This window comes from Maribacter antarcticus DSM 21422 (genome assembly GCF_000621125.1).
In the GTDB taxonomy this organism is placed as follows: Bacteria; Bacteroidota; Bacteroidia; order Flavobacteriales; family Flavobacteriaceae; genus Maribacter; species Maribacter antarcticus.
This window is the reverse complement of sequence record NZ_JHZC01000008.1, coordinates 1-25,859: the sequence shown is the minus strand read 5'-3', so window position 1 is coordinate 25,859 and position 25,859 is coordinate 1. Positions and strand designations below refer to the sequence as shown.

The window sequence follows — 25,859 nt, the reverse complement described above, 5'->3', positions numbered from 1 at the left end:
AAACCCCTTAACAGGGGTTTTTTTAATACCCCTATAAAATGAGTGACGCTATAAAGCACGAATGTGGTATCTCGGTCATCAGATTACTAAAGCCTCTTGAATACTACAAGGAAAAGTATGGGTCAGCATTTTATGGAGTAAATAAAATGTACCTCATGATGGAAAAACAGCACAACCGCGGACAGGACGGTGCTGGTTTTGCTAGTATTAAATTAGATGTAGGCGCGGGACAAAGGTATATGAGCCGTGTACGCTCCTGCAAACAACAGCCCATACAAGATATTTTTGCGCAAATAAACGACCGCATTAATAAAGAACTCAAAGAACATCCGGAATATGAAGATGATGTAGCTCTACAAAAAAAAAACATTCCTTATATAGGTGAATTACTTTTAGGCCATGTACGTTATGGTACTTTTGGAAAGAACAGTATAGAAAGTGTACACCCTTTTATAAGACAAAACAACTGGATGCACCGCAACCTTATTGTAGCTGGAAACTTCAACATGACCAATGTACATGAACTGTTCGATAATCTTATTCAATTAGGTCAGCATCCTAAAGAAATGGCAGACACCGTTACTGTCATGGAAAAGATAGGGCATTTTCTCGATGATGCTGTCGCCAAGCTTTATAAGGAAATAAAAAAAGAAGGATACACAAAACAGGAAGCCTCTGCTATAATTGCAGAGCGATTAAAGGTTTCTAAAATCCTGCGCAGAGCAGCTAAAAATTTTGATGGCGGTTATGCCATGGCTGGTTTGCTAGGGCATGGTGATGCTTTTGTTCTTCGAGATCCTGCTGGAATACGCCCTGCCTATTATTATAGGGATGACGAAGTTGTGGTGGTTGCTTCCGAAAGACCTGCTATACAAACGGTATTCAATGTCCCCTATGAAGAAGTAAAAGAATTAGATCCAGGACATGCTATTATTATAAAGAAAAATGGAACCTCTAGCATAAAAAGAATTTTAGAACCTACAGAGCGGAAGGCCTGTTCCTTTGAACGTATCTATTTTTCTAGAGGTAGCGACAAGGAAATTTATCAGGAACGAAAAGAACTGGGTAAACTAGTGTTTCCTCAGATTCTGAAAGCGATAGACCATGATATAAAAAATACTGTATTTTCTTATATTCCTAATACGGCTGAAACTTCCTTCTTTGGAATGGTTAAAGAGGCACAAAATTACCTAAACAAGAAGAAGGAGGAGCAAATACTTGCTATAGGCGCAGAAATAACTAGTGAAGAGCTGCATGCTATTTTAGAGGTACGCCCAAGAATAGAAAAAGTAGCTATAAAAGATGCTAAACTAAGAACTTTTATTACACAGGATGATAGCAGGGACGATTTAGTAGCCCATGTTTACGACATCTCCTATGGTTCGGTGAAAAAAGGAGATAATCTGGTGATTATTGATGATAGCATTGTAAGAGGGACAACTCTTAAAAAAAGTATATTACGTATTTTGGATCGCTTGTCTCCAAAAAAGATTGTAGTGGTTTCTTCGGCACCACAAATTAGATACCCAGACTGTTATGGGATTGACATGGCTAAATTGGAGGACTTTATTGCATTTAAAGCAGCATTAGCTTTACATCATGATCATGAATCCATGAACGTAGTGGACAAAATATATAAAAAGTGTAAAAACCAAGTGCAATCCAAAGACATAGATGTAGTCAATTATGTGCAAGAATTTTATACGCCGTTCTCCGCGAATCAGATTTCAGCCAAAATAGGTGAACTTCTAAGTTCGGACGCTATAAATGCAGAGGTGCAAATAATTTACCAAACTATTTCTAACCTCCATATAGCTTGCCCGAAAAATTTGGGAGATTGGTATTTTACAGGAAATTATCCAACACCGGGAGGTAATAGAGTAGTAAACAGAGCCTTTATTAATTTTTATGAAGGCAAAAATGAACGGGCATACTAGTTTTTAATAGCTACAAAACAAAAGGTGTTGTGTATTTCAGCGATATAATAGGTATTTCAACGTTACAATAGCCTATTTGAATCTAACGAATCTACTTTTAAATTTACCATGGTATAAGTAGGTTAAGTTCATGGTAAGATTTGGGGCAAAAAAGGTGGAGACTTCTCCACCTTTTTTATTTAACATTCATCTAAGCTAGCGTTGCATCAATACCAACCTTTGATAAGGGCGTTATATTCTAATCCCAAAATCTATCTTGGCAATATACCGTTTCCAAAAGAACACTTCCTTGTTCACTATTATTAATAGCTCCTTGCCTACGCTTCATATTCAGTATTTACATCAAAATAATTCGATTATAGTGCTTCCACGTAACAATGTTAATTGCTATACTGTCCTTCCCATTCGCTTAACGATAACTGCTTTTAAACCTGATATTTTGGATGTTTGACCGACGCCTTCTTTAAATATAAATATGCACCATACCTTTAAACAACCATAGCATAAGTAGGTTAAGTTCATGGTAAGATTTGGGGAAAAGGCGGAGCAATGCTCCGCCTTTTTATTTTTATAAATTCCTACTATACTACCATTCTTCCTTCGGTTATTAACAAACATCATTTAAACCAATACTGTTGATCAGCTACTCATTTTTATCAAAAAAGATATCCTAACCATTTATTGACTTTAGTACTAATAGACATCACCCATCTGTTAAAGAATTTTTTACTTACCTAAATTTAGGCTTAAACTTTAGCGTTACAGATTTCATTCCACCCCAAATGAATTTACTTGTGTCGTAATTGAGGCCGGGGATAATTAAAATATCCAAGATTCAATTGCCATGTTGCTTTATGCCAAGATTGTTTGGAGGTTGCCATCTTCAAAGCTTTAGCTTAACCCTAAAGTTTCCCCCAACAGCCGTTAATTAGTTGAAAGTGTAATCATCTACTTAAATATACAGGTATATATGTGAAATATATTTTTAATCCCAGACATCAAATACGCTAGTTTGAAAAACATCAAGAACCTAGGCGTTAAACTCTCGTCATACCTGTTTTTCATAGCGTCGTGGTATAACACAGGTTCTAAAAAGCCATCTTACAACATCTCTAATAAGATCAAATGAGGGTATTTCAACCTGAGAATCGGATGCTTAACGAATTCCTTTTTTTAGTGTAAACCACTACCATAGATTTGCAAGGCCATAGCATAAGTAGGTTAAGTTCATGGTAACATGTGTGAAAAAAGGTGGAGCATTGCTTCGCCTTTTTTATTTAATTATATTTATTACCTCAAAGTAATATTTACATTCCTTTTTTATTAGCACCATATTAGAAAAAGAAACTAATTTTTTTTAACATTTCTTTTTTTATTTCCCACAATACCATTAATTTAGTCGTGCCATAGCATAAGTAGGTTAAGTTTATGGTAAGATTTGGGACGAAAAGGGTGGAGATTTCTCCGCCCTTTTCTATTTCTAACATGTACAAAAAAACCACTTAGAAAGGTGTTCTAAGTGGCTTAATATCAAATAATTAACAAGTTTTTTTTTAAAATATTACTTGTTTTCCACATATAGTTTAACTACTTCTTCCCAGTTAATGACGTTAAAAAATGCATTTACGTAATCTGGTCTTCTATTCTGATAATTAAGATAATATGCGTGTTCCCATACATCTAATCCCAAAATAGGGAAGCCTTCGCACGCTACACCAGGCATTAATGGGTTATCCTGATTTGGTGTCGAACATATCTCCAATTTACCACCTTGGTGTACACAAAGCCAAGCCCAACCAGAACCAAATCTAGTTCCGGCTGCGGCACTAAATTTATCTTTAAACTCCTCAAAAGAACCAAATGAGCTATTTATGGCATCCGCCAACTCTCCGTTCGGTGTTCCTCCTCCATTAGGAGATAATACATTCCAGAACAAAGTGTGGTTATAAAAACCCCCGCCATTATTTCTAACGGCGCCATTGGCCATATCCATGCCATTTAAAATATCTTCAATTGACTGCCCTTCCAAATCGGTTCCTGCTATAGCTCCGTTTAATTTGGCGGTATATCCGTTGTGATGTTTAGTATGATGTATTTCCATGGTCCTTGCATCTAGATGCGGTTCTAGTGCATCATAGGCATAGGGCAGTTTTGGTAATTCAAAAGCCATAATTTTTTATTTTATAGTTAATATTATTTTACATTCAAATTTACAGTTTTTAACATTTATATTCCCCTAATAATTTGTTAAGAACTGTTTGATATTGCTTATTTTGCAACTAAAACAAAGTGCAGGAAAGCTCCTTTAACATATATAACGCTTCAGCAGGTTCCGGAAAAACCTACGCACTATCCAAGGCTTATTTAAAAATCGTCCTTTCTTCACCACGCAGTTTCAAACGCATTTTAGCGATAACGTTTACCAACAAAGCAGTAAACGAAATGAAAAAGCGTATCCTGGACAGCCTTTTTATTTTTAGTAAAACAACATCGCTTAAGGAAGCTTCCCCACTGTTTATAGATGTCATGGAAGAGTTGGACATGACCCAAGAATCCCTTAAAAAACTAAGTAAAACTAGTCTTAGGGAACTATTACACAATTATGCTTTTTTTGATATATCTACTATTGATAAATTTACCCATAGGCTCATTCGAACCTTTGCAAAAGACCTTAAAATTTCTCAAAACTTTGAGGTAGTCCTTGATACGGACTTGCTACTGGACGAAGCGGTTTCTAGGGTCATAGCACAAGCAGGAGAGGATATGGAACTAACTAAGGTTCTAATGGATTTTGCATTGGAAAAAATAGATGACAATAGAAGTTGGGACATTGCGTTTGACCTTACTAAAATTGGAAAGCTATTATTTAACGAGAGTAACATATCACACATAAAAAACTTAGAAAACAAGTCAATCGCAGACTTTACAGCACTAAAAAAGAACATCTCCAACGCTATTTCCACCTACCAAAAAGAAATAATTACCAACGCAAATCTGAGTTTAGAACTCATAGAAAGCAATCAATTGGAGTTTAGTAATTTTTCATCAAGTTACTTTCCAAAATTCCTAACGAAAATAGCAGAAGGAAACTTAAACCAGGACTTTAAAAGTGCTTGGAAGCAGAATTTTGAAACGAAGCCTCTCTATAACAAATCCTGTAAAGAGCCGACCAAATCTACCTTAGATGGCCTTCATGCAGAGTTCAGTATTATTTTTAGAGAGATAGAACACAAATTGATGCGCTTTAATTTTTTACAAAACGCATACAGAAACCTTGTCCCACTTACCTTACTAAATGCTATACAAAAAGAAATAAAAAGTATTCAAAAGGAAAAAGACCAACTATCTATCTCAGAATTCAATACGATTATATCAACCGAAATCAAAAATCAGCCTGCTCCATTTATATACGAACGTTTAGGGGAAAAGTACCGACATTATTTTATCGATGAATTTCAGGACACCTCACAAATGCAATGGAACAATCTTATTCCGTTAATAGGGAATGCTTTGGAAAGTGAGGACGAACAAGGCCAAACAGGATCTCTTTTTCTCGTAGGGGATGCCAAGCAGGCTATTTACAGATGGCGCGGAGGAGAGGCTGAGCAATTTCTAGAATTGGCTACCCTACAAACGAATCCCTTTTCCGTTCCAGGAGCAACTCGAATGCTTCCTAAAAATTATCGCAGTCATGACGAAATCGTTCATTTCAATAATAACTTTTTTCAACGTATAAGTTCGTTTTTAGAGCACCCAAAATACAGGTTGTTCTTTGAAGAAGGAAACCGGCAAGAAACTAATCATAAAGAAGGAGGGTATGTACAGCTCTCATTTTTAGAAAATGCCGATGACGCGACATATGGTCTAAAAACGATGCAACACATAACAGAATCCTTGTCCCAAGGCTTTGAATTTAAGGATATTTGTATCCTAGTACGCAAAAAAAAGCACGGCGTGCTATTGGCAAATCATCTCATGAAAGAGGCTGTCCCTATAGTTTCTTCGGAATCGCTACTACTTTCCAGTAGTCCTAAGGTTAAATTTTTAATCTCCCTCGCCAGACATACCTTACAGCCAAACGAAGCGGAACTTAATTATGATGTACTACGCTTTCTAGCAAGTGAGCAAAAGGATACGCATACATTTATAGAAGCAAACCTAAAAGAACCTGAAAAACTTCTCCTAAATTCCTATGGTTTTAACGGAAAGCTTTTTAGGGAGTCCGCTATATACGACGGTATGGAGCACGCAATCAAAGTTTTTGATCTAGCACCAAACTCGGATGCACACCTTACCGCTTTTATGGATGCTATTTTTGAAGTGCAACAAAAGGATGGAGTAGACATCCAATCTTTTTTAACGTATTGGGACAAGAAAGGGATGAAGCTAAGCATAAGCACTCCCGAAACTACCAATGCCGTGCAGATAATGACCATACATAAATCCAAAGGCTTGGAATTTCCAGTCGTTATTTTCCCATATGCCAATACCTATATTTTTGAAGAAATAGAACCAAAACTATGGGCCACTGTTGCTCCCTCTTCGTTTTCTGGATTTAAAGAACTTCTCCTTTCTAAAAAACAAGAGTTACGTGAATACGGGAAACAAGAAGCATTGCTTTTTGATGAAGAACAGCAAAAGCTACACTTAGATGCTTTTAATCTTCTATATGTGGCACTTACAAGGGCAGAAACTTCACTTTACATTATAAGCGAGAAGGATTTAAATAAAGACGGCTCCCACAAGCCAAACTACTTCTCTGGACTATTCATTCACTTCCTTCAATCGCAAGGGCTTTGGGACAAGAGCACGGAAAACTTCACCTTTGGTGAGCTTCCAGAACACTTAGAAGTTAAGAATGCGGAACGTACACACCTAGAAATACCTTACTGCTATACGCACAAGAACAGGCCTAGTTTCAAAATTTTAACTAAAGCAGGTATGCTTTGGGATACCACCCAAGAAGAGGCTATTAAAAAAGGCAATACGATACATTATATACTAAGCCAAATTTATAGTTATAAAGATGTGGAGGATGCTATAAAAATTGCCTTACAAAAAGGGTATATAATGTCAGATGAACTAGCTAGGATAAAAGACAAGGTTCTACAGGTTGTTACCCATCCAAAACTAATACCTTTGTTTATAGAAGAAAATACGGTATTCAATGAAAAAGATATCCTCTTGGCCAACGGACAAAAATTAAGACCTGATCGGGTGGTGCTTATAAACAATAAAGCTTCCATTCTAGATTATAAGACAGGAAGAGTAAATTCAGCATATAAAGAACAAATACTATCCTATGCCAATGCCTTAGAAACTATGGGGTATATGGTGGACAAAAAAATCATTGTTTATATTGACACAGTTATAACTATAGAATTTATTTAATAACAACATGTACGGAAAAATTAAAAATCATTTACAAGAAGAATTAAAACAAATTAAGGCAGACGGACTTTTTAAAGAGGAACGCATCATTGTTTCTCCCCAAGATGCCGTTATAAAGATTTCTACTGGAGAAGAGGTGCTAAACTTCTGTTCCAATAACTACTTAGGGCTTTCCTCGCATCCAGATGTGGTACAAGCTGCTAAAGACACTTTGGACAGTCATGGTTTTGGCATGTCCTCGGTGCGATTTATTTGTGGGACACAGGACATCCATAAAACGCTAGAGGAAAAAATCGCTGATTTCTACGAAACGGAGGATACTATTCTTTACGCAGCAGCATTCGATGCCAACGCAGGTGTCTTTGAACCTTTGCTCACCGCAGAGGATGCTATTGTATCAGACTCCCTAAACCATGCATCTATTATAGATGGTGTTCGCTTGTGCAAGGCAAAACGATATAGATATGCTAATAGCGATATGGCAGACCTCGAAAAACAACTGCAACAAGCCAATGAAGACAACGCACGATTTAAAATAATTGTTACTGATGGCGTTTTCTCTATGGATGGCTTAGTAGCCCCCTTAGACAAAATTTGTGACCTAGCAGACAAATATGACGCGTTAGTCATGATAGATGAATGTCATGCGACAGGGTTTATTGGAACTAAAGGAATTGGCACCTTAGAAGAGAAAAATGTAATGGGCCGTATCGATATTATTACAGGAACTTTAGGGAAAGCATTAGGAGGTGCCATGGGTGGGTACACTACCGGTAAGAAAGAGGTTATAGAATTATTACGCCAACGATCTAGACCCTACCTATTTTCGAATTCCTTGGCACCTACTATTGTGGGAGCTTCCATTAAGGTATTCGATATGCTTAAAGATGACACTTCGTTGAGAGACAGCCTGCAGGACAATACCGCATACTTTAAAAAAGGTATTAAGGCTGCTGGGTTTGACATTATCGATGGAGAATCTGCCATTGTACCCGTAATGTTGTACGACGCAAAACTTTCCCAAGTAATGGCAGATAAACTTTTAGAAAAAGGTATCTACGTGATAGGATTCTTTTACCCTGTAGTGCCCAAAGGTAAAGCGCGTATACGAGTACAGCTCTCAGCAGCTCACACTAAAGCACATTTAGATAAGGCTGTTAAGGCCTTTACAGAGGTAGGTAAAGAATTAAAAATCGTTTAAATGGCCTATTTATTCAATCAAATGCGTTAAAAAAAATAGGAAATTGATTTTGTTAATAATATTTAACAAGTTACATTTGCGACAAATAAACACTTAAACTTAAAAAATTTGAACATGAAACATCTTAGCAAATTAATGCTTGTTGCCCTACTTATTGTAGGTTTTAACAACGTACAAGCGCAAGACGAAAATAATCCTTGGCAAGTACAGTTCGGGGTTAACGCAATTGACGTATACCCTACTGGGGATGTAAGTTCTTTTGGTAACGAATTCTTAAACGCGAACGATCACTGGAACATCCTTCCTTCTATTTCTTTCATTGGCCTATCTAAATCTGTAGGTGGTGGATTTTCTGTTGGAGCAAGAGGTTCTTTAAACAAAATTAGTAAATTAGGCGACGTAGCTGTTGACGACTTATCTCATTACGCTTTAGATGGTACAATAAAATATAATTTCATTAAAAACACTGTAGTTGATCCTTTTGTAGAAATTGGTGGTGGTTACACGTGGATAGATGAAATTGGTGCTGGTACCGTAAATGGTGGTGTTGGTGTTAATATCTGGTTTACAGAAAACCTAGGTCTTACCTTACAATCTACTTACAAGAATGCTTTTGAAGATTATGGTGTCACTCATTTCCAACACTTAGCTGGTCTTTCTATCAAGTTTGGTGGAACTGACACTGACGGTGATGGTATCTACGACAAGGATGACGCTTGTCCAGAAGTTGCTGGCTTAGAAGCTTTCAACGGTTGTCCTGATGCTGATGGCGATGGTATAGAAGATAGCAAAGATAGCTGTCCTAACGAAGCTGGATCTAAAGAAATGAACGGATGCCCAGATGCTGATGGTGATGGTGTTGCTGACAAAGATGATGCTTGTCCTAACGAAGCTGGTCTTGCTGCCTTAGCTGGTTGCCCAGATGCTGATAGCGATGGTGTTGCTGATAAAGATGATTCTTGTCCTAACGAAGCCGGTCCTTCTGAAAACAAGGGATGCCCTTGGCCAGATGCTGACGGTGACAGTGTATTGGATAAAGATGATAAATGTCCAGATGTAGCTGGTACAGTTGCTAATGCTGGTTGTCCTGAAGTAACTGCGGAAGTTCAAAAGCAATTGAATGATTATGCTAGAACAATCTTGTTTGACACAGGTAAAACTTCTATTAAAGCAGAATCAACTAGTGTAATGGTTGATATCATAGGTATCCTTAAAGAGTATCCAACAGCTAAGTTTACAGTTGAAGGTCACACGGATAGTGTAGGTAGTGCTAAATTGAACCAAAGCCTTTCTGAATCAAGAGCACTTTCTGTAAAAGAATTCTTAGTAGAAAAAGGTATTGAAGAATTCAGATTATCCGCTATTGGATATGGTGAAGACAAACCAATTGCTACTAACAACACCAGAAGTGGTAGAAAACAAAACAGAAGAGTTGAAATTAACTTAGGAAAATAAGTTATCAAAAACTAAGTGTTTTAATATGTAAAAAGCTCCGCATTACGCGGAGCTTTTTTATTTTTACACCATGCGAACTTTTATAGATGACGTAATTGACAAAGTATGGGAAGAGCAACCATCAATATCGGATGTAGTCTTTGTACTGCCTAGTAAACGTGCAGGCACCTTCCTAAAGGAAGCTATATCTAAAAAAGCGGGCAAAACAATATTTGCCCCGATAGTTTATAGCATAGAAGAGTTTGTTGAAAACGTATCTGGCCTATCATATGCTACGAATACCGAACAAGTCTTTGAGCTATACACCGCTTACCTTCAAACAGGTAGTTATCAAAAGGAAACCTTCGACACTTTCCTAACATGGGGAGAAACGCTACTACAAGACTTTAACGAAGTAGACCGCTATCTAATAGATGCAAAAGCGCTATTTTCAAATATTAGCGCTATACAAGAAATCAATCATTGGTCTACCAAATCTGAAAAAACAGTACTGATTGAAAATTACCTAAGCTTCTGGAAAAACATCCTCCCTATATATAACACCTTCAACGAAAACTTAATCAACCAAGGAATTGGGCACCAAGGTCTGGTGTATAGGCAAGCTTCAGAGAACTTAAACAACTATCTAAAAAAGAAAACCAATACACATATATTTTTAGGGTTTAACGCGCTTAACGAAGCTGAAAGCAGCATTATACAAACCATATTAAAAACTTCTCCCTCAGAAATCTATTGGGATATAGATCCTTATTTTTTAACAGATCATCTACACGATGCAGGCCTCTTTATACGGCTACATAAAGCCAACTGGCCCTACTTTAAGAGTGCTAATTTAAAAGGTGCCAGTCACTATTACCTTCAAAACAAACATATTGAAATAATAGGTGTTCCTAAAAATGTATCACAAGCAAAATATATAGGCAACTTACTATCAGACCTACAAAAACACAACCCCGAATCCTTAAGGAATACTGCTTTAATACTTGGTGATGAAACATTATTGACCCCAATACTTAACGCTGTTCCTATTTCTATACCCTCTGTAAACATTACGATGGGGCAAAAATTAGAACTTACCCCTTTAGCTGGTATGTTCCTAGGTTTATTTAAGCTACATGAAGTAGTCAATAATAAAGGTTGGTTTTTTAAAGATTTTATAAGTTTTATCACCCATCCATATTGCACGGTACTGCTCAATCATCACAAGATTGACTTACCTAAAATTTTAAATACAATAAAAATTAGAAATTGGACATTCGTTACAATAGCTGACCTTGAAAAAATAATAGGAACAAAACATCCAGTAATGCAGCTTCTTTTTTCGAGGGACCAAAACACGCCACAGCACTTTTTGGAAAAATGTAACAACCTTGTTACACTACTAAAAGAAACGTTCATAAAAGAAGAAAACAACTTGGCCTTGGAGCAACTTTATAAGTTTCATACCCTGTTCGTACAAATCAATACGCTAGCTGCTGCGTATAACTATATTACTAACCTAAAAGCCCTAAAAAATCTTGTTGAACAGCTTTTATCGAAAGAAACCCTGGACTTTCAAGGGGACCCTTTAGAAGGCTTACAACTCATGGGTATGCTAGAGAGCAGGAACCTAGATTTTGAAACTGTTCTACTCACTTCGGTAAATGAAGGAATCCTTCCCTCGGGAAAATCTAATAATTCGTTTATCCCATTTGATTTAAAAATAGCACACGGACTTCCAACATACAAAGAAAAAGATGCAGTTTATACCTACCACTTCTATCGGTTACTTCAACGAGCCAAAAATGTTTATCTGTTGTACAACACAGAACCGGATGTTTTGGAGGGTGGTGAAAAAAGTAGACTCATCTCCCAGCTATTAACCGAGGACAATAGAAGTGACATCATAGAAAAAATAGCTTCTCCTAAGTTACAACCAATCATTAACACCTTAGATTCCATCACCAAATCGGAAAACTTATTAAATAGGATTCAAGACTATTCCAGTTCGGGTTTCTCCCCTAGCTCCCTGAGTAACTACATTCGTAATCCCATCGATTTTTACAAACAAAACCTATTGGGTATAAATGACACCTTAGTCGTAGAGGAAACTATAGCCGCTAACACTTTCGGCACTATCGTTCACGACACCTTAGAAGAATTATACACCCCATATATTGGTGTAGACCTATCAAAAGATCATCTTCTTGAAGCTAAAAGCAAACTCCTAAAAACAATACAACGTAACTTTCAGAAGACCTATTTAGATGGTGATATTAGCACAGGAAAAAACTATTTGTCCTTTCATGTAATCCATAAATACATTTCCAACTTTATAGATTCTGAAGTAAAACAATTGGAACACCAGTCCATAAAAATTATCGCCCTTGAAGAGACCATGCGAATATCCCTAAACATTGACGGAATAAAGCAGTCGATAGCATTGAAAGGAAAACTAGACCGTATAGATGAGGTAGACGGCACCATCAGAATAATAGATTACAAAACTGGTAAAGTAGAGCGAAAAAATGTTGAAATCATATCATGGGAAAATTTAATCGATGACTACAAATACAGCAAAGCATTTCAGTTATTGTGTTACGCTTATATGTACGCTCAAAAAAATCCAAACCAGCCGATTGAGGCTGGTATTATTTCATTAAAAAATATCAAGGAAGGTGTGCTTATTTTCGCTAAAAAAGAGGCCACAAGAGGACCTAAACAAACCTTAATAGGCAATGACATTCTATCTGAATTTGAAGTAGTATTGCATAATCTTATCCGGGAAATATATGACCCTAATACCCCTTTTATAGAAAAAGAAGTGTAACTACTTCTTATCCGGTCTTGTGGGTCGTACTTCTATTTTACTAGGTAATGTCCTGGGGTTCATTTCTAATAAGTCTACAACTAGGGCACCAATATCTTCAGGTTGTATCTTCCAAGCATCCTTTTCATCCGGTTCATTATTGTTAAAATGCGAAGCAACAGAACCTGGCATAATGGTGGTTACTTTCACGTCATATTTTCTTAAATCCAACATCGCAGCTTGGGTAAACCCTACGACCCCAAATTTTGTAGCATTATACCCAGTACCAGAAGCAAAAAAGTTGGTTCCTGCCAAACTAGCGACTGTCATGTAATACCCTTTAGAAGCTTTCAATGCCTCTACTGATGCTTTCAAGGTATGAAAAACACCGTTGAGGTTAACGTTTATCATCTGATGCCAGTTAGCTTCAGTGAGTTCATCTACCGGAGCAAAATGTCCAACTCCGGCATTCGCCAAAACTACATCTAGCTTCCCATAGGCCTCAAGAATCACTTTTACTGCTTTTACCTCATCCTGTAACACAGCAACATCTGAGACTACACCAATCGCATTATCATTATCCAAGTCTTTTAATGCACTATTTACACCTTCCTTTGTCCTACCACTAATAGCCACCTTCATTCCAATAGCTAATAAAGATTGGGCAATACCATATCCAATTCCTTTTGTTCCTCCTGTGATATATGCTACTTTTCCTTTCATGCCTGTTATATTTACAGTCCTATTTTCTACAAAGATACTTATCTCAGAAGTGAAGCGTGTTAAAGTTTTCTTTCGTTATATTTAGAAATTGTTAAAATTATTTCTATGAACAAAATTGTGGTATGGTCAATTACAGTAGCTTTAGCAGGCTTTTTATTTGGTTTTGATACCGTTGTTATTAGTGGAGCTAACGAGCCTATAAAACAATTATGGGACACCTCACCTCTATTTCACGGTACGTTTATTATGAGCATGGCGTTGTGGGGAACGGTATTCGGGTCTCTCTTTGGAGGAATTCCTACCAACAAACTCGGACGTAAAAAGACCTTGTTCTGGATAGGTATCTTATTCTTTATCTCTGCAATAGGTTCCGCGCTCGCACAAGACCCGTATTCTTTTTCGTTGTTTCGATTTATTGGTGGTGTCGGTGTTGGTATATCTTCAGTAGCCGCTCCCATATACATCTCTGAAATCACATCTAAAGAAAATCGAGGTAAACTGGGTGGACTCTATCAATTCTGGTTAGTGTTTGGGATTTTGATTGCCTTTGTTTCCAACTGGTTACTAAAGGGTTTTGACGGCGCAAACGATTGGCGTTGGATGCTAGGTGTCGAGGCTATTCCTGCGTTTATTTATACCATTATGGTGCTTAAGGTACCCAACAGTCCAAGATGGTTGGCTTTACATAAGAATGATGATACGGCTGCACTTAAAGTTTTGGAGCTGATACATTCCAAAGAAAAGGCAACCGAACAATTACTTGAAATAAAATCGGATTTAGGTCATTCTAAAAAAAGTGAAAACCTTTTTCAAAAGAAGTATTCTAGAATACTCTGGTTAGGCTTTTTAATTGCATTTTTTAATCAGTTATCAGGAATAAATTTTGTGCTCTATTATGCGCCAGAGATTTTGGAACAAGCAGGACTCGGTGGAAAAGAATCCCTATTCAATTCGATTTCTATTGGTATCGTAAATCTATTATTTACCATAATTGGTGTTCGCTTATTGGACAAACTAGGTAGACGACAGCTTATTATTATTGGGTCCATAGGATATATTATAAGTTTAGTTATGGTGGGATTATGTTTTCAAATGGAGCTAGGTTCTACGCTAACACTTGTTTTTATCTGCTCCTTTGTAGCATCCCATGCTATTGGACAAGGCGCCGTAATCTGGGTCTTTATTTCAGAAATTTACCCAAACAGTATCCGTGCATACGGACAATCTTGGGGCGTTAGTGTACATTGGGTATTTGCCGCGGTAATCACTTTAGTTACCCCATTTTTCTTAGATGCCTCAGAAGGAGTATTGAGAAACGCTGTGTGGTATATCTATTATTTCTTTGGTGCCATGATGGTTCTTCAATTGATTTGGGCAATAACTAAAATGCCAGAAACAAAGGGGATATCCTTAGAAGAATTGAGTAAAAGATTAACTAAATAAAATATCTTTCAATAGGCTATGCGCGATAGTAATCTAAAGTATTAAATCCTATAGCCTGGTTTTGGTTAACCCCTTAAGCGTCACTAAAAATAGCTGTTCTAAACAACCTACTATTGCGCAAACAGCAAACACCTAGACCTTGCCAACAGGTAATTATTTAGCTAAATGTATTTTTTAAACGCGCTGTTTAGCGTATCCTTGTTACGTGTCCATTAATAGAAGCGATAAGGGCGTTGGATATAATGCGCTATGCCCAAAACAAACATATCACATGAAAGAAAGCAACCTTAGTCTACTATACGATTATTTACTAAAAACAGGAATGAATGAAAATATTGCTGCATATCTTAATATGGGTATACTTCTTATTCTGATTTTTGTTCTAGCCTACATCCTAGACCTAATGGCTTTTAAGATACTACGTTCGGCATCTGTACGGTTAGCAAGAAAATCTAAGACCAATTTTGATAATTTTCTAGTTGCGCATAAGGTCCCACGTAATATCGCCCATATCTTACCACTATTCCTGTTATTCTATTTGGTTCCCATTGCTTTTGAAAGCTTTGACTATGCTAGCCAAATTGCCCAAAGAATACTTCAGGTTTTATTTGTGGTCCTAACGATTACCATAGTCAAAAAAATATTCAGAAGTACTAATGACTACCTAAAGACCAAACCACGATTTAGTGATAAACCTATGGATAGCTACATACAGGTATTCATGATTTTTGTATGGTCTGTTGGTATGCTAACCATTTTGGCTATCGTAACACAAGTTAGCATATGGAAATTCTTTACGGCATTAGGAGCTGGATCCGCCATTATTCTATTGCTATTTAAGGATTCTATTTTAGGACTCGTGGCAAGTATCCAAGTTAGTATTAACGACATGGTGCGCATTGGTGATTGGATTTCATTTGAAAAATACGGTGCAGATGGTGACGTAGTAGAGATTAGCCTAGCTACGGTAAAAGTCCAGAATTTTGATAAGACCATTACTACGATTCCTACCTATGCACTTATTTCGGATTCCTTCAAAAACTGGCGTGGCATGGAGGACTCTGGAGGTAGACGAATTAAAAGAGCGATTATTATACGTCAGAAAAGCATCCGTTTTTTATCGGATAGCGATATAAAAAACCTCCAAAAAATTCAATTAATTCGACCCTACATAGAAAATAGGTATCAGCAGATTACGGAGTTCAACCTCCAAAATAATATCAACAAAGATTTGGCTATAAACGGTAAGAATCTAACTAATTTTGGCCTTTTTCGAAAATACATTTCAGAATACCTTGAAAATCATTCAGCAATCAATAAAAATATGACCCTAATGGTGCGTCAACTGGCACCCACACCACAAGGTATTCCGTTGGAGATATATGCGTTTAGTGCCGATAAAAGGTGGGAAAATTACGAGTATGTTATGGCTGATATTTTTGACCATCTCCTTGCGGCCCTCCCATACTTTGAATTAGAAGTATTTGAACTTCCGGTATCTTTAGAATTAAAATAGCACCCCTCTTATTAAATAAATAGTCTTATATTGACAAGTATATAATTAACTATGGAACGAAGAAAATTCATAGGTCGTACAGCCCTTATTGCCTTTGCCAGTGCATTAGGCTCCGAAATTGTTTTTGGTAAATACCTTCCGGTTGGGTATACTCCATTGGGTTTACAAAATCCAGACCCGTTTAAGTTGTTCCATAAAGATAGTGGTATGGTACTCTTGAACGACAAACCATGGAACATGGAAGCACAGGCACATCTTTTGGATGATAAGATAACACCCAATAAATATATATTCATTAGGAACAACGGGTTAGTTCCCGAAAACATAGCTATAGCTAATTGGACACTTACCATAGATGGCGAATCGGTTACCCAAAAGAAAACCTATACGCTGGCCCAATTAAAATCTAAATTCAAACAACATACTTACCAACTTACCTTGGAATGCGGCGGTAATGGCCGCGCAGAGTATAATCCTCCAGCAAAAGGAAATCAATGGACTATAGGTGCTATATATTGCGCCGAATGGACAGGTGTTCGATTGCGCGATGTACTGGAAGATGCGGGTATAAAAAATGATGCCGTTTACATAGGATACCATGCAGCAGATAAACACTTGAGCAGGGACCCAGAAAAAGAACCTATTTCCCGAGGTGCTCCAATGGCAAAAGCCCTACAAGACGAAACCTTGCTTGCATTTACAATGAATGGAGCGGATATTCCCTTAGTTCATGGTTATCCCTTGCGATTGGTGGCAGGGGGCTGGCCTGCATCCGTATCGGGCAAATGGGTAGAACGTATTAGCATACGTAACAAAGTTCATGATGGAGCAAAGATGACAGGGAGTGCTTACAGAGTTCCTTGTAATCCTGTGGGACCAGGAGAAAAAGTTTCGGAAAAAGACATGTGTATTATAGAATCCATGCCTGTGAAATCATTGATTACCTACCCAAAAACAGGGGCCATGATTAGCGAAGGAAAAAAAATAAATATTAGAGGTCATGCTTGGGCAGGGGAACTGGAGGTTTTAAAGATGGAGTATTCCATAGACTTTGGTTCCACATGGAAAGTATGCTCCATTGAAAAACCAGTAAACCGTTTGGCTTGGCAGCACTTTTCTGCACAAGTAGATTTTCCTAAAAAAGGGTACTACGAAGTATGGTCACGAGCAACCGATAGCCAAGGAACTGCGCAACCCATGCTTATTCCTGGATGGAATCCAAAAGGATACCTAAATAACGCTTGCCAACGCATAGCGATAAAAGTTTCCTAAGGCATGAAGGATAAGTTTAGCAAGTTTATAAAAAGTATAGGTAGTATTAATAAACTCAGCATAATCATTTGGGGTTCTCTTGGTGTAATAACCATAATTGGTATTTATCTTTTGCTCGACCCTACATTATCTGCCTTCAAAAACCAAATACCAAATGAGACAGTGGTCGCTATACCGAAGGAAGATGATTATAATAAAATAGAAAACGGTATTCACGTGCGTACTGGATTTATAGATGCTCCCGGACTTATGGAGACAGTAAATAATTGCACCAATTGCCATTCCTCAAAGCTGGTCACGCAAAACCGCATGAACAAAGAACGTTGGGTAGCCACCATACGTTGGATGCAGGAGACCCAAAACTTATGGGATTTAGGTAAAAATGAGGATGTTATTGTTAACTACCTAGTGACCAACTATCCACCATTGGAAACAGGAAGACGTGAAAACTTAGCCAATATAGCGTGGTATATGCTTGAAGAGTAAAATCACTCTTTTGTCTTTACCACATCCAAATCAACTAGAACATAAGATTAAAATATCTATGTGTTGGAGGCCATCCTAGAAGTGCACTATAAAAAGTTTTATAATCGAATAATAATAAGTGCTGGTTGATTCAAAATTCCAACTAACCTAGACTCTAAACACTGTAGATTAAGCTATAAAAATTTCTGAACTTAATTCCATACAATCGTAGTTTTTCAATAAAAGTGATATACGATTGGGTTAACATTTTTAATATGTTGCTATTTCTCTTCATGGTTTTTTATTTTAAAGCTACATAAAAATACTTTGTATTTACAATTACTTAACGTTAAATTTACATACAAATTATAATTCTTACTGTATTTTCTACATCCAAAATTCTTGTTTTCCTTTTCACCAGGACAACATCTTGGTTTTTGTTACCGAAATTTTTATTAAACACAAATTCGGAATTTTGAAAATATGGTTGTCAAATCAACGATTACTTACTGAACAAGATACTGTGATACGACAAATTAGTAGCTCAGGTTTAAAAAACAAACAGACTGGTTTAGGATATTTCTACTTAACCAGCCTTTTCCGGTTTCCCGGCACCAAGACCTACGAATAATTTAATAAAGGCTATTATAAAAAGTAAAAGAATAGCATAAGTCCATGATTGCGTGACATCAAAAACAGCCCATAAACTGCGCCATCCCAGAAAGTTCTGTGGCAGACTCCAAATCCGTTGATCGCAAAACAATGAAAAGAAGAGCCAGCCCAAAGGTGCCGCCTAAAACAAATCCTATCAGCGACATTCAAAAAGCAACTGACCCAAGTGCAAGGATGAATAGGTCTGTGAGCCCTGCAGTTTCTGTAAGTACCAAAAACAATATAATCTTACGCTGATCCTTTTTCTTCTATGCCAAGGTGGGAACTACTAGGGAGCCAAAAATTCCTGTTGCTTGGCAAAGAGATAGCATCCAACCAAAAAAAGAGGCATCATAACCCCTACTTTGGCGTATGGCTGGTAACCATGCCAAGACAACATAGCAAGTTAGGGACTGTAAACCTATGAACAAAGCTACCTGCCAAGCTAATTTTGAACGTGTTAAGTTTCTAATAGCATGGGTAAAGCTGCGACTTGGGGCCGATTTCTTAGGACGTTACAATTCCGGCAACCATACTATAGCAGCCACTATTGCTAATACGGCCCAAACTCCTAAAGAATCGCGCCAACCCAAACCTGCCACTTCGGCAAATGGCACACTCAAACCCACCGTCAAAGATGCACCCAACACCATAACGCTGGCATATAAGCTAGTAATAAATCCCGAACTTTTAGAAAAGTTACGTTTAGTCAAACTTGGAAGCAACACGTTTCCAAAAGCGATAGCAATACCCAAAAGCAAGGTGCCAAAATAAAGAGCAGGAACCCTGTCTATAGACCTTATTGCAATACCTATGCCTAACAAAAGCATTGCGCCCAAAAGCGTTACACCTATGCCAAATCTTCTGGCAAATAGCGGAGTTGCTATAGATACAACTCCAAAAGCGAGCAAAGGCAAGGTAATCAACAATACCAAAAGAGAATTGGACAACCCTTGCCTTCCCTAATATTGGCTATCAAAGGGCCAACTCATATCAAAGCCGGAAGCAGGTTTCTGGCGATACAAATAATTCCTGAGAGTAATAGAATGTTAATAGGCTTTTTTAAATTGCCAGATTCGAATGCTTCCATTACCCATTTTATGATTCTTGTTAGCTGAAAATACCGAGCGTAGCTATCTGGTATTTTGGCGATATCCTGAAGACTCCCTTCAGGCATGTCCGGATAAATCTCACCATAGCTATTTACTTTATACATGCGCTTACTTATATGTTCACGTCTTAATTCCTCTTACCCTTAAATACCCGCAGCAAAAATTAGTTCTACACAACTTTTTATCGTTGCCTTATAGCAATTTTATACCCTAGTCGCCTTATCCGCTACACCAAGTCCTTTCATTAGCGATTTATGTTCGTTAGCTATGCCAACTAGACAGTTATTCGTATTGCACTTTAAGTCTTGTATACTACCAACATCATAGCGCGCGCTATAACAACCGTCTATACCAAGCCCCGTTGCCCTTGCCATTCCAAAGCCAGTAATAATTTTACCAGCAGCGATAACTTTTTTTTGCTGTCGTAGCCCAAAACCAACAAGGGTATCATGTACAAATATTAGGTCCTTTTGCATTGGCATTCCCATTGAATTTGAAAACGCTACTGGGACAGCACCTGTTGCGCCTTCGCCTTCATCTACCAAAATGAAATCGGGTGCAATTCCAGTAAAAATCATGGCTTCACAAAAATCCATAAATTCTTGCTTTCTTCCAATACAAAGCTTGAAACCAAAAGGTTTACCACCAGACGAACTGAAAAGGATCATTGAAAGCAGGATGGGATGGTAGTGAATAGTCGGCTATGCCGGGCTGTACGTGTCTTATTTTTGCTATTTCAGGTGTGTTTTTTATAGCAAGTAAGCTACCCCCGTGTCCAGGTTTAGCTCCTTGCGAAAGTTTTATTTCTATCATTTCCACCTCGGCCCTTACTTCATTTTTCTAAAACGTAATTTCTTTAAATGCACCATCCTCTTTCCTGCAACCAAAACACTCTATTCCTACTTGCCAAATAACATCTCCTCGCGACTAAAGATGATAATCACTAATGCCAGAGATATTCAAAAGACTTGAAGAGTAGGATTGTTTACAGTCTTTCCCTCCTATTATAATTCGAGGAAATTCTCCTAATTCTTGAGGGTTACTTTTTGCATACATCGCATTCTCCATCCATTCATAGCCCGTTTCGTACGGATTGATTTGCGTACCAAAAGGCACCGTATCTGTTTCTCCTTTCGCCCTACGATATACCGTAGACCTTAAGATGCGGTTCAAGGGCTTTCCATCCGTATCGGTCTCTACAAAATATTAAATAATTTCTGGTCGTATAGATTCAAACATCTATCTAAACCTCCCAACCAAGGGATAATTTCGTCTTATGGTATGGTCTTTTTGAAACATATCAAAAATACCCATCAAAACTAAGGGAGCTACCAACACAAAACTCCATAACACGGGTGGCCAAATAGAAGAAATATAGACTATAGCGGTAACAAAGACAATGGAAATACAAACAAAGGACGCTTTATCTTTCATAGTAGCTATTATACTAGCTTTCAAAAAGATACTATGAAACGAATGAAAAAAATACACCTTCTAAATACCTAAATAATAGTATTCTTTTCAATTAAAGCAGACCTTTCTAAAGGAAAGAGAAAGGCCTATACTGCATCTTTATTGAGTGTGAGTTAACGTATATATACTGGCTGTGGTCTAAGTTGGAATAAGGTATTAATAACTCGCTTCGCTAAAAAGTCGTTTCAAGTTTCAATTTGGACGTTTCACGTAAAAAGACCAGCTTTAGGGGGATAACCAACCTACCTTAGCTGTTCAATTAAGACAGGTTAAATATAATAATATGAAAAAAGCATCAACAATTCTAAGTTTACTATTCTTGGGTGCTACATTGGTATCGTTTAAAGGATATCCACAGTACCAAACACAAAATAACCATATCAATATATACGATATCGATTTAATCGAAGTCGAAGAAGAACTAGAATTAGGTTTCGACACCGCTCCATACTTGCCAGAAGGCTTTAACGCGTATGCAGGAATGGAGACAACTCTTGACAATCTTGGACTCGTAGAAATCGAGGAAAATATAGACTTAGGCTTCAATACAAAAGAGTATTTGCCAGAAGGCTTCAATCCTTACCAAGGAATGATATTTGCTATAGAAGACATCGTAGTCATTGAAGAGGAAGAAGAGTTTATATTGGATTTTAATACTAAAAAATATCTTCCTAATAGTTTTAATGCATTATCTAAATAATTTTTAACCGTTTAGTTTGAACTATTAAAAAACTAAACGGTTTACACCCCTATTATTTTCGAGCGGAGTTGAGAGTTTTTAGAATTCTGGACCTCGCTCGAATTATTTTAACTACTTCCTTTAGCACAATCTTCGATAAAAGCAGTTCCCTTAAAATTGGCGTATTTTTGAAATAAACCTAGCATAATTATCCATGGCTCTAAGACACGTTAAACAATCATCGATAATTAAAATCGCCTTATTGCTGGCCATTTTAGTGTCTGTCCCCAAAACTATCTTTATTTATAATATGGTAAGCCAAGGCGGTGAGGAATTCTCTGTGGCTTGGATTGCAGATTTCATCTATCGTTTTGTTTTCTTCTTTTTGTTCTCTTGGGCAATTTTACAGCTCAATGCAAATGTTGGCTATGCGAAATACCAATGGTCTACCGCAGTACGCCTAAATGTTATGGTACTGATTAATATTGCAGTATTGATTGCAACCCTAAGCTTTTTTGAATTTCTGTATCCTTATGTAATACAAATAGAAATGAATCCAAAAGATAAGGGTTTCCTCGCCTTTACTTACACTATATTGCTATTGGCACTATTTTTTATTGGTAGAATATTAAGATTACAGGTTGAAAAACAAGAAAGCAGAATAGAAAACGAACACCTAAAACAACAGAGTTTACAGAACGAGCTTATAGCATTAAAAAACCAGCTTGATCCCCATTTTTTGTTCAACTCTCTCAACTCATTAACCTCCCTTATACGTGAAAATGAGCAGGCTACCCAGTTCGTTAAGAAGCTATCCTATATGTACCGTTACATCTTACAAAGTGGTGATAGCGATTTAGTAAGCGTTAAGGACGAACTAACATTTTTAGAAAGTTATACTTTTTTGATACGCACCAGATACCGCGACCGGTTTGCTATAGAGGTCAACATAGAACCAAGGTATTTAGAACTGCAGATACCTCCATTGGCATTACAACTATTGGTTGAAAATTCGGTAAAGCATAATGAAATATCCGAAACCAATCCTTTAAAGGTGAATATCTATTCCAAGGATGGCTCTATTTATGTAGACAACCCAATTCGTTTAAGAAAAACATTTGCGGAAGGCACTAAAAACGGCCTCTTAAACTTAAAAAAAAGATACATCCTCTTGTTGCGCAAGGAACTTACCGTACGCACAAAAAATGATATCTTTAGCGTGCAACTTCCTTTAACAAAACACTTATGAACGTCGTAATCGTAGAAGATGAACTAGCCGCTAGCGATAATCTTACGTATCTGTTACAGCGCATAGATAGTGACATTAAGGTCATAAAAGTATTGGATTCCGTAAAGAGCTCCGTAGCCTATTTCTCCAAACAACAAACAGCTGAATTAGTGTTTATGGATATTCATTTGGCAGATGGTATTTCATTCGAAATTTTTGAACAGATTACCATCACAATTCCAGTGATTTTTACCACAGCCTTTAACCAGTATACACTTAAAGCATTTAAAGTAAATAGTATAGATTACCTTCTAAAACCCTTGGACCAAGACGAACTGACCGATGCACTGCAACAATTTAAGGAACAGAAGCAGGATAAAGGTATTGCAGACGATCAGATTAAAGGATTATTAGATTTCGTAAAGGAAAAAGAGCGCACCTATAAGACTACATTTCTCATAAACCATAGAGATCAGCTTATTCCGATAAAAACACAAGATATTTCTTATTTTCAAATAGACACAGGTGTTGTAAAAGCTACTACCTTTGATAATAAATCCTACGTAATAGATGGCAAACTAGAGGAATTAGAGGAGGATCTAGATCCTAATAACTTTTATAGAATCAACCGCCAATGCATCTTACGACGCGATGCCCTTTCTAAAATAAAACAATACTTCAACGGAAAGCTTATTGTAGAGGTGACTCCGTCATCAGCAGAACAAATTGTAGTAAGCAAAGCCAAGGCAGCCGAATTTAAGACTTGGGTAGCTTCTTAAAATCCAAATTAATAGGTTGTGGAATATCGTTTTGGAACGAATACTTTTATACAACTAGAATAAAAACTACTGCCAAAGACGTTAAATTATATTTAACGTCTTTGGCAGTAGTTTTTAAAGATATACCTTACTAAATCATCAATTTTAATCTTATACTGATTTTTAATTTTATGAAAAAAGTAGATAAAACAGCGATTATTTTAGGGGCAACCGGATTAACGGGTAGCATCCTTCTCCATCTCCTTCTCCATGATGACCGCTATACTAGAATAAAAGTATTTACAAGAAAATCACTCGAAATTAGCCACCCAAAATTGGTGGAATTTAAGTGTGACATTTTAAAACTAGCCGAACAAGAACAAAATTTTACTGCTGATGAAGTGTTCTGTTGTACAGGTACTACAAAAGCCAAAACACCCGACGAAGAAAGGTACAGAACCATAGATTATGGAATTCCAGTAGCTGCCGCATCGCTTTCCAAGAAAAATGACATTCCTTCTTTTTTAGTTGTTTCAGCCATCGGTGCAGACCGAAAGAGTTCTATTTTCTACAATAGAATAAAAGGAGAAATGGAAGCTGCAGTTTTGGACATTGGCCTTCCAAAAACCCATGTCCTGCAGCCTAGTCTCATTGGTGGCAATAGAAATGAAAGCAGACCTGGAGAATATCTCTTTAAACAATTTATGAAAGTTTTTAAATTTGCTATGGTGGGGTCTCTAAGGAAATACAGAACTATTTCACCTAAAAGTATAGCCGAAACCATGTTGTGGTTGGCTAATAATCCCTATATCGAAAATCGGTTGCCATCTGACATCATTAGTAAGCTCGCAGAAAACAAATAATACTCTTGAAGCTAATCCTAAATTATTAACCAAATCAATCCCCAATAAAAGGAAAATCAACATAAAAAAAGTGTGCTACAGGCTTTTTTGAATACTTATTAATGTTGCACCACGACTAGCGATGGCGGAAAGAGATTTCCCAAATGCTCGGACACAAACGTATTGGTGCTACACAAGCATATTTATCTAATTTGATAAAAAGCAAAATGGATGAATACCAATACAAAATTTTCGGAAAGCTATCGCAATAATAAATCCTTTCGATTCAATCTGAAAAGTAATAAGCGATTTGTTTTTCTTCTTCTCCCTATCCACAAAGAAGCACCCGAAAGGGTGTGGACTTGCAACAAAAAAATGGACAATTAGATAAGAGTTATGCAGCTACATTTTGATTATACATTTCTAGTTCAAATTCTTCAATAGTTTTATACCCCAAAGTGGAGTGTATTCTTCATCTATTATACTATGTTTCAATCCATTGAAAAACAGACAGCTATGCCTAATATCTAAAGCTGTAATTGTGTTTATATACCCATTCTACTTTCAAACTCTTAAAGAATGATTTAGCTACAGCATTATCCCAACAGGTACCTTTTCTGCTCCTACTTTGTTTTACCAATCCATTATCGCTTTTTAGACTATTGGTAAATTTATAACTGGCATATTGAGGTGCTCTATCTGAGTTAAAAATAAATTGTTCTGTAATTACATTAGATTTTATAGCCATATGCCATGCAGCAATAATGGTATCCTGTGTTGTTACATTATCGCTCATAGACCAGCCAAGGATTTTTCTACTGAACAAATCAATAATAACAGTTAAAAACATCCAACCCTGTTTGGTTTGAACATAGGTGATCTCCGATACCAAGACCTGGTTGCCCCAAAAACCTTAAAGTCCTGG

General features: G+C 37.0%; 21 protein-coding genes and 1 pseudogene. 13 read left to right on the top strand and 9 right to left on the bottom strand.

Annotated elements, in window-relative coordinates; all coding sequences use genetic code 11:
- Positions 1–38: 38 nt before the first annotated feature.
- Positions 39–1,937: an amidophosphoribosyltransferase gene (locus tag Q360_RS0108555; protein ID WP_027076715.1), complete on the top strand. Its 1,899-nt coding sequence runs from the start codon at positions 39–41 to the stop codon at positions 1,935–1,937.
- Positions 1,938–3,498: 1,561 nt separating this feature from the next.
- Here Q360_RS0108555 and Q360_RS0108545 read toward each other — a convergent pair.
- The gene (locus Q360_RS0108545) at positions 3,499–4,107 is read right to left on the bottom strand and encodes a superoxide dismutase (RefSeq protein WP_027076714.1); all 609 of its coding nucleotides are present in this window, start codon (positions 4,105–4,107) and stop codon (positions 3,499–3,501) included.
- Between the two features lie 119 nt (positions 4,108–4,226).
- Here Q360_RS0108545 and Q360_RS0108540 point away from each other — a divergent pair, with 119 nt between their 5' ends.
- The 4 genes from Q360_RS0108540 to Q360_RS0108525 all read left to right on the top strand — a co-directional run bounded on the left by Q360_RS0108540 (position 4,227) and on the right by Q360_RS0108525 (position 12,793).
- Complete coding sequence (locus Q360_RS0108540; protein ID WP_027076713.1) at positions 4,227–7,328, top strand: UvrD-helicase domain-containing protein; 3,102 nt, start codon at positions 4,227–4,229, stop codon at positions 7,326–7,328.
- Positions 7,329–7,335: 7 nt separating this feature from the next.
- A complete protein-coding gene (kbl, locus tag Q360_RS0108535; protein ID WP_027076712.1) occupies positions 7,336–8,529 on the top strand; it encodes a glycine C-acetyltransferase in 1,194 nt (397 codons plus the stop codon).
- A gap of 114 nt (positions 8,530–8,643) precedes the next feature.
- Complete coding sequence (locus Q360_RS0108530) at positions 8,644–9,984, top strand: OmpA family protein (protein WP_027076711.1); 1,341 nt, start codon at positions 8,644–8,646, stop codon at positions 9,982–9,984.
- A gap of 70 nt (positions 9,985–10,054) precedes the next feature.
- Entirely contained in the window at positions 10,055–12,793 is a 2,739-nt protein-coding gene (locus tag Q360_RS0108525) for a PD-(D/E)XK nuclease family protein (RefSeq protein ID WP_027076710.1), read from the top strand.
- On the opposite strand, the gene Q360_RS0108520 is transcribed toward Q360_RS0108525, so the two are convergent.
- Positions 12,794–13,495: an SDR family oxidoreductase gene (locus Q360_RS0108520; protein ID WP_036195530.1), complete on the bottom strand. Its 702-nt coding sequence runs from the start codon at positions 13,493–13,495 to the stop codon at positions 12,794–12,796.
- A 105-nt stretch (positions 13,496–13,600) separates the two neighbouring features.
- Between Q360_RS0108520 and Q360_RS0108515 the strand changes: the two genes are divergently transcribed.
- From Q360_RS0108515 to Q360_RS0108500, 4 genes are all read left to right on the top strand, one after another.
- Positions 13,601–14,938 carry a sugar porter family MFS transporter gene (locus Q360_RS0108515; protein WP_027076708.1) on the top strand — a complete coding sequence of 446 codons (1,338 nt, stop codon included), beginning with the start codon at positions 13,601–13,603 and terminating at the stop codon, positions 14,936–14,938.
- A 271-nt stretch (positions 14,939–15,209) separates the two neighbouring features.
- Entirely contained in the window at positions 15,210–16,454 is a 1,245-nt protein-coding gene (locus Q360_RS0108510) for a mechanosensitive ion channel family protein (RefSeq protein WP_027076707.1), read from the top strand.
- Between the two features lie 51 nt (positions 16,455–16,505).
- Positions 16,506–17,726, top strand: coding sequence for a sulfite oxidase (locus Q360_RS0108505; protein ID WP_027076706.1), 1,221 nt, complete (start codon positions 16,506–16,508; stop codon positions 17,724–17,726).
- 3 nt (positions 17,727–17,729) lie between these two features.
- Entirely contained in the window at positions 17,730–18,212 is a 483-nt protein-coding gene (locus tag Q360_RS0108500) for a hypothetical protein (RefSeq protein ID WP_027076705.1), read from the top strand.
- A gap of 1,145 nt (positions 18,213–19,357) precedes the next feature.
- Here the strand turns inward: Q360_RS0108500 and Q360_RS26340 are convergent.
- The 6 genes from Q360_RS26340 to Q360_RS26315 all read right to left on the bottom strand — a co-directional run bounded on the left by Q360_RS26340 (position 19,358) and on the right by Q360_RS26315 (position 21,388).
- Positions 19,358–19,792, bottom strand: coding sequence for an MFS transporter (locus Q360_RS26340; protein WP_211251589.1), 435 nt, complete (start codon positions 19,790–19,792; stop codon positions 19,358–19,360).
- A gap of 38 nt (positions 19,793–19,830) precedes the next feature.
- Positions 19,831–20,058 carry a hypothetical protein gene (locus Q360_RS26335; protein ID WP_051554641.1) on the bottom strand — a complete coding sequence of 76 codons (228 nt, stop codon included), beginning with the start codon at positions 20,056–20,058 and terminating at the stop codon, positions 19,831–19,833.
- Between the two features lie 99 nt (positions 20,059–20,157).
- Positions 20,158–20,550, bottom strand: coding sequence for a glutamate synthase-related protein (locus Q360_RS26965; RefSeq protein WP_027076704.1), 393 nt, complete (start codon positions 20,548–20,550; stop codon positions 20,158–20,160).
- A 43-nt stretch (positions 20,551–20,593) separates the two neighbouring features.
- Positions 20,594–20,767 (bottom strand): glutamate synthase-related protein, encoded by a 174-nt coding sequence (locus tag Q360_RS26960; protein WP_211251588.1) that lies wholly within the window; start codon positions 20,765–20,767, stop codon positions 20,594–20,596.
- A gap of 114 nt (positions 20,768–20,881) precedes the next feature.
- Complete coding sequence (locus Q360_RS26320; protein WP_027076703.1) at positions 20,882–21,127, bottom strand: hypothetical protein; 246 nt, start codon at positions 21,125–21,127, stop codon at positions 20,882–20,884.
- A 66-nt stretch (positions 21,128–21,193) separates the two neighbouring features.
- On the bottom strand, positions 21,194–21,388 hold the full coding sequence (locus tag Q360_RS26315) for a hypothetical protein (RefSeq protein WP_027076702.1): 195 nt from the start codon (positions 21,386–21,388) through the stop codon (positions 21,194–21,196).
- A gap of 322 nt (positions 21,389–21,710) precedes the next feature.
- Here Q360_RS26315 and Q360_RS0108470 point away from each other — a divergent pair, with 322 nt between their 5' ends.
- From Q360_RS0108470 to Q360_RS0108455, 4 genes are all read left to right on the top strand, one after another.
- Complete coding sequence (locus tag Q360_RS0108470) at positions 21,711–22,127, top strand: hypothetical protein (protein ID WP_027076701.1); 417 nt, start codon at positions 21,711–21,713, stop codon at positions 22,125–22,127.
- Between the two features lie 193 nt (positions 22,128–22,320).
- Complete coding sequence (locus Q360_RS22825; protein ID WP_084273399.1) at positions 22,321–23,355, top strand: sensor histidine kinase; 1,035 nt, start codon at positions 22,321–22,323, stop codon at positions 23,353–23,355.
- The gene (locus Q360_RS0108460) at positions 23,352–24,113 is read left to right on the top strand and encodes a LytR/AlgR family response regulator transcription factor (RefSeq protein WP_027076700.1); all 762 of its coding nucleotides are present in this window, start codon (positions 23,352–23,354) and stop codon (positions 24,111–24,113) included. The genes Q360_RS22825 and Q360_RS0108460 overlap by 4 nt, the downstream gene beginning before the upstream one ends.
- 170 nt (positions 24,114–24,283) lie before the next feature.
- Positions 24,284–24,955, top strand: coding sequence for a Rossmann-fold NAD(P)-binding domain-containing protein (locus Q360_RS0108455; RefSeq protein WP_027076699.1), 672 nt, complete (start codon positions 24,284–24,286; stop codon positions 24,953–24,955).
- A gap of 373 nt (positions 24,956–25,328) precedes the next feature.
- Here Q360_RS0108455 and Q360_RS22820 read toward each other — a convergent pair.
- Positions 25,329–25,835: pseudogene (locus Q360_RS22820) on the bottom strand (DDE-type integrase/transposase/recombinase); the annotation flags it as partial.
- Positions 25,836–25,859: the final 24 nt, after the last annotated feature.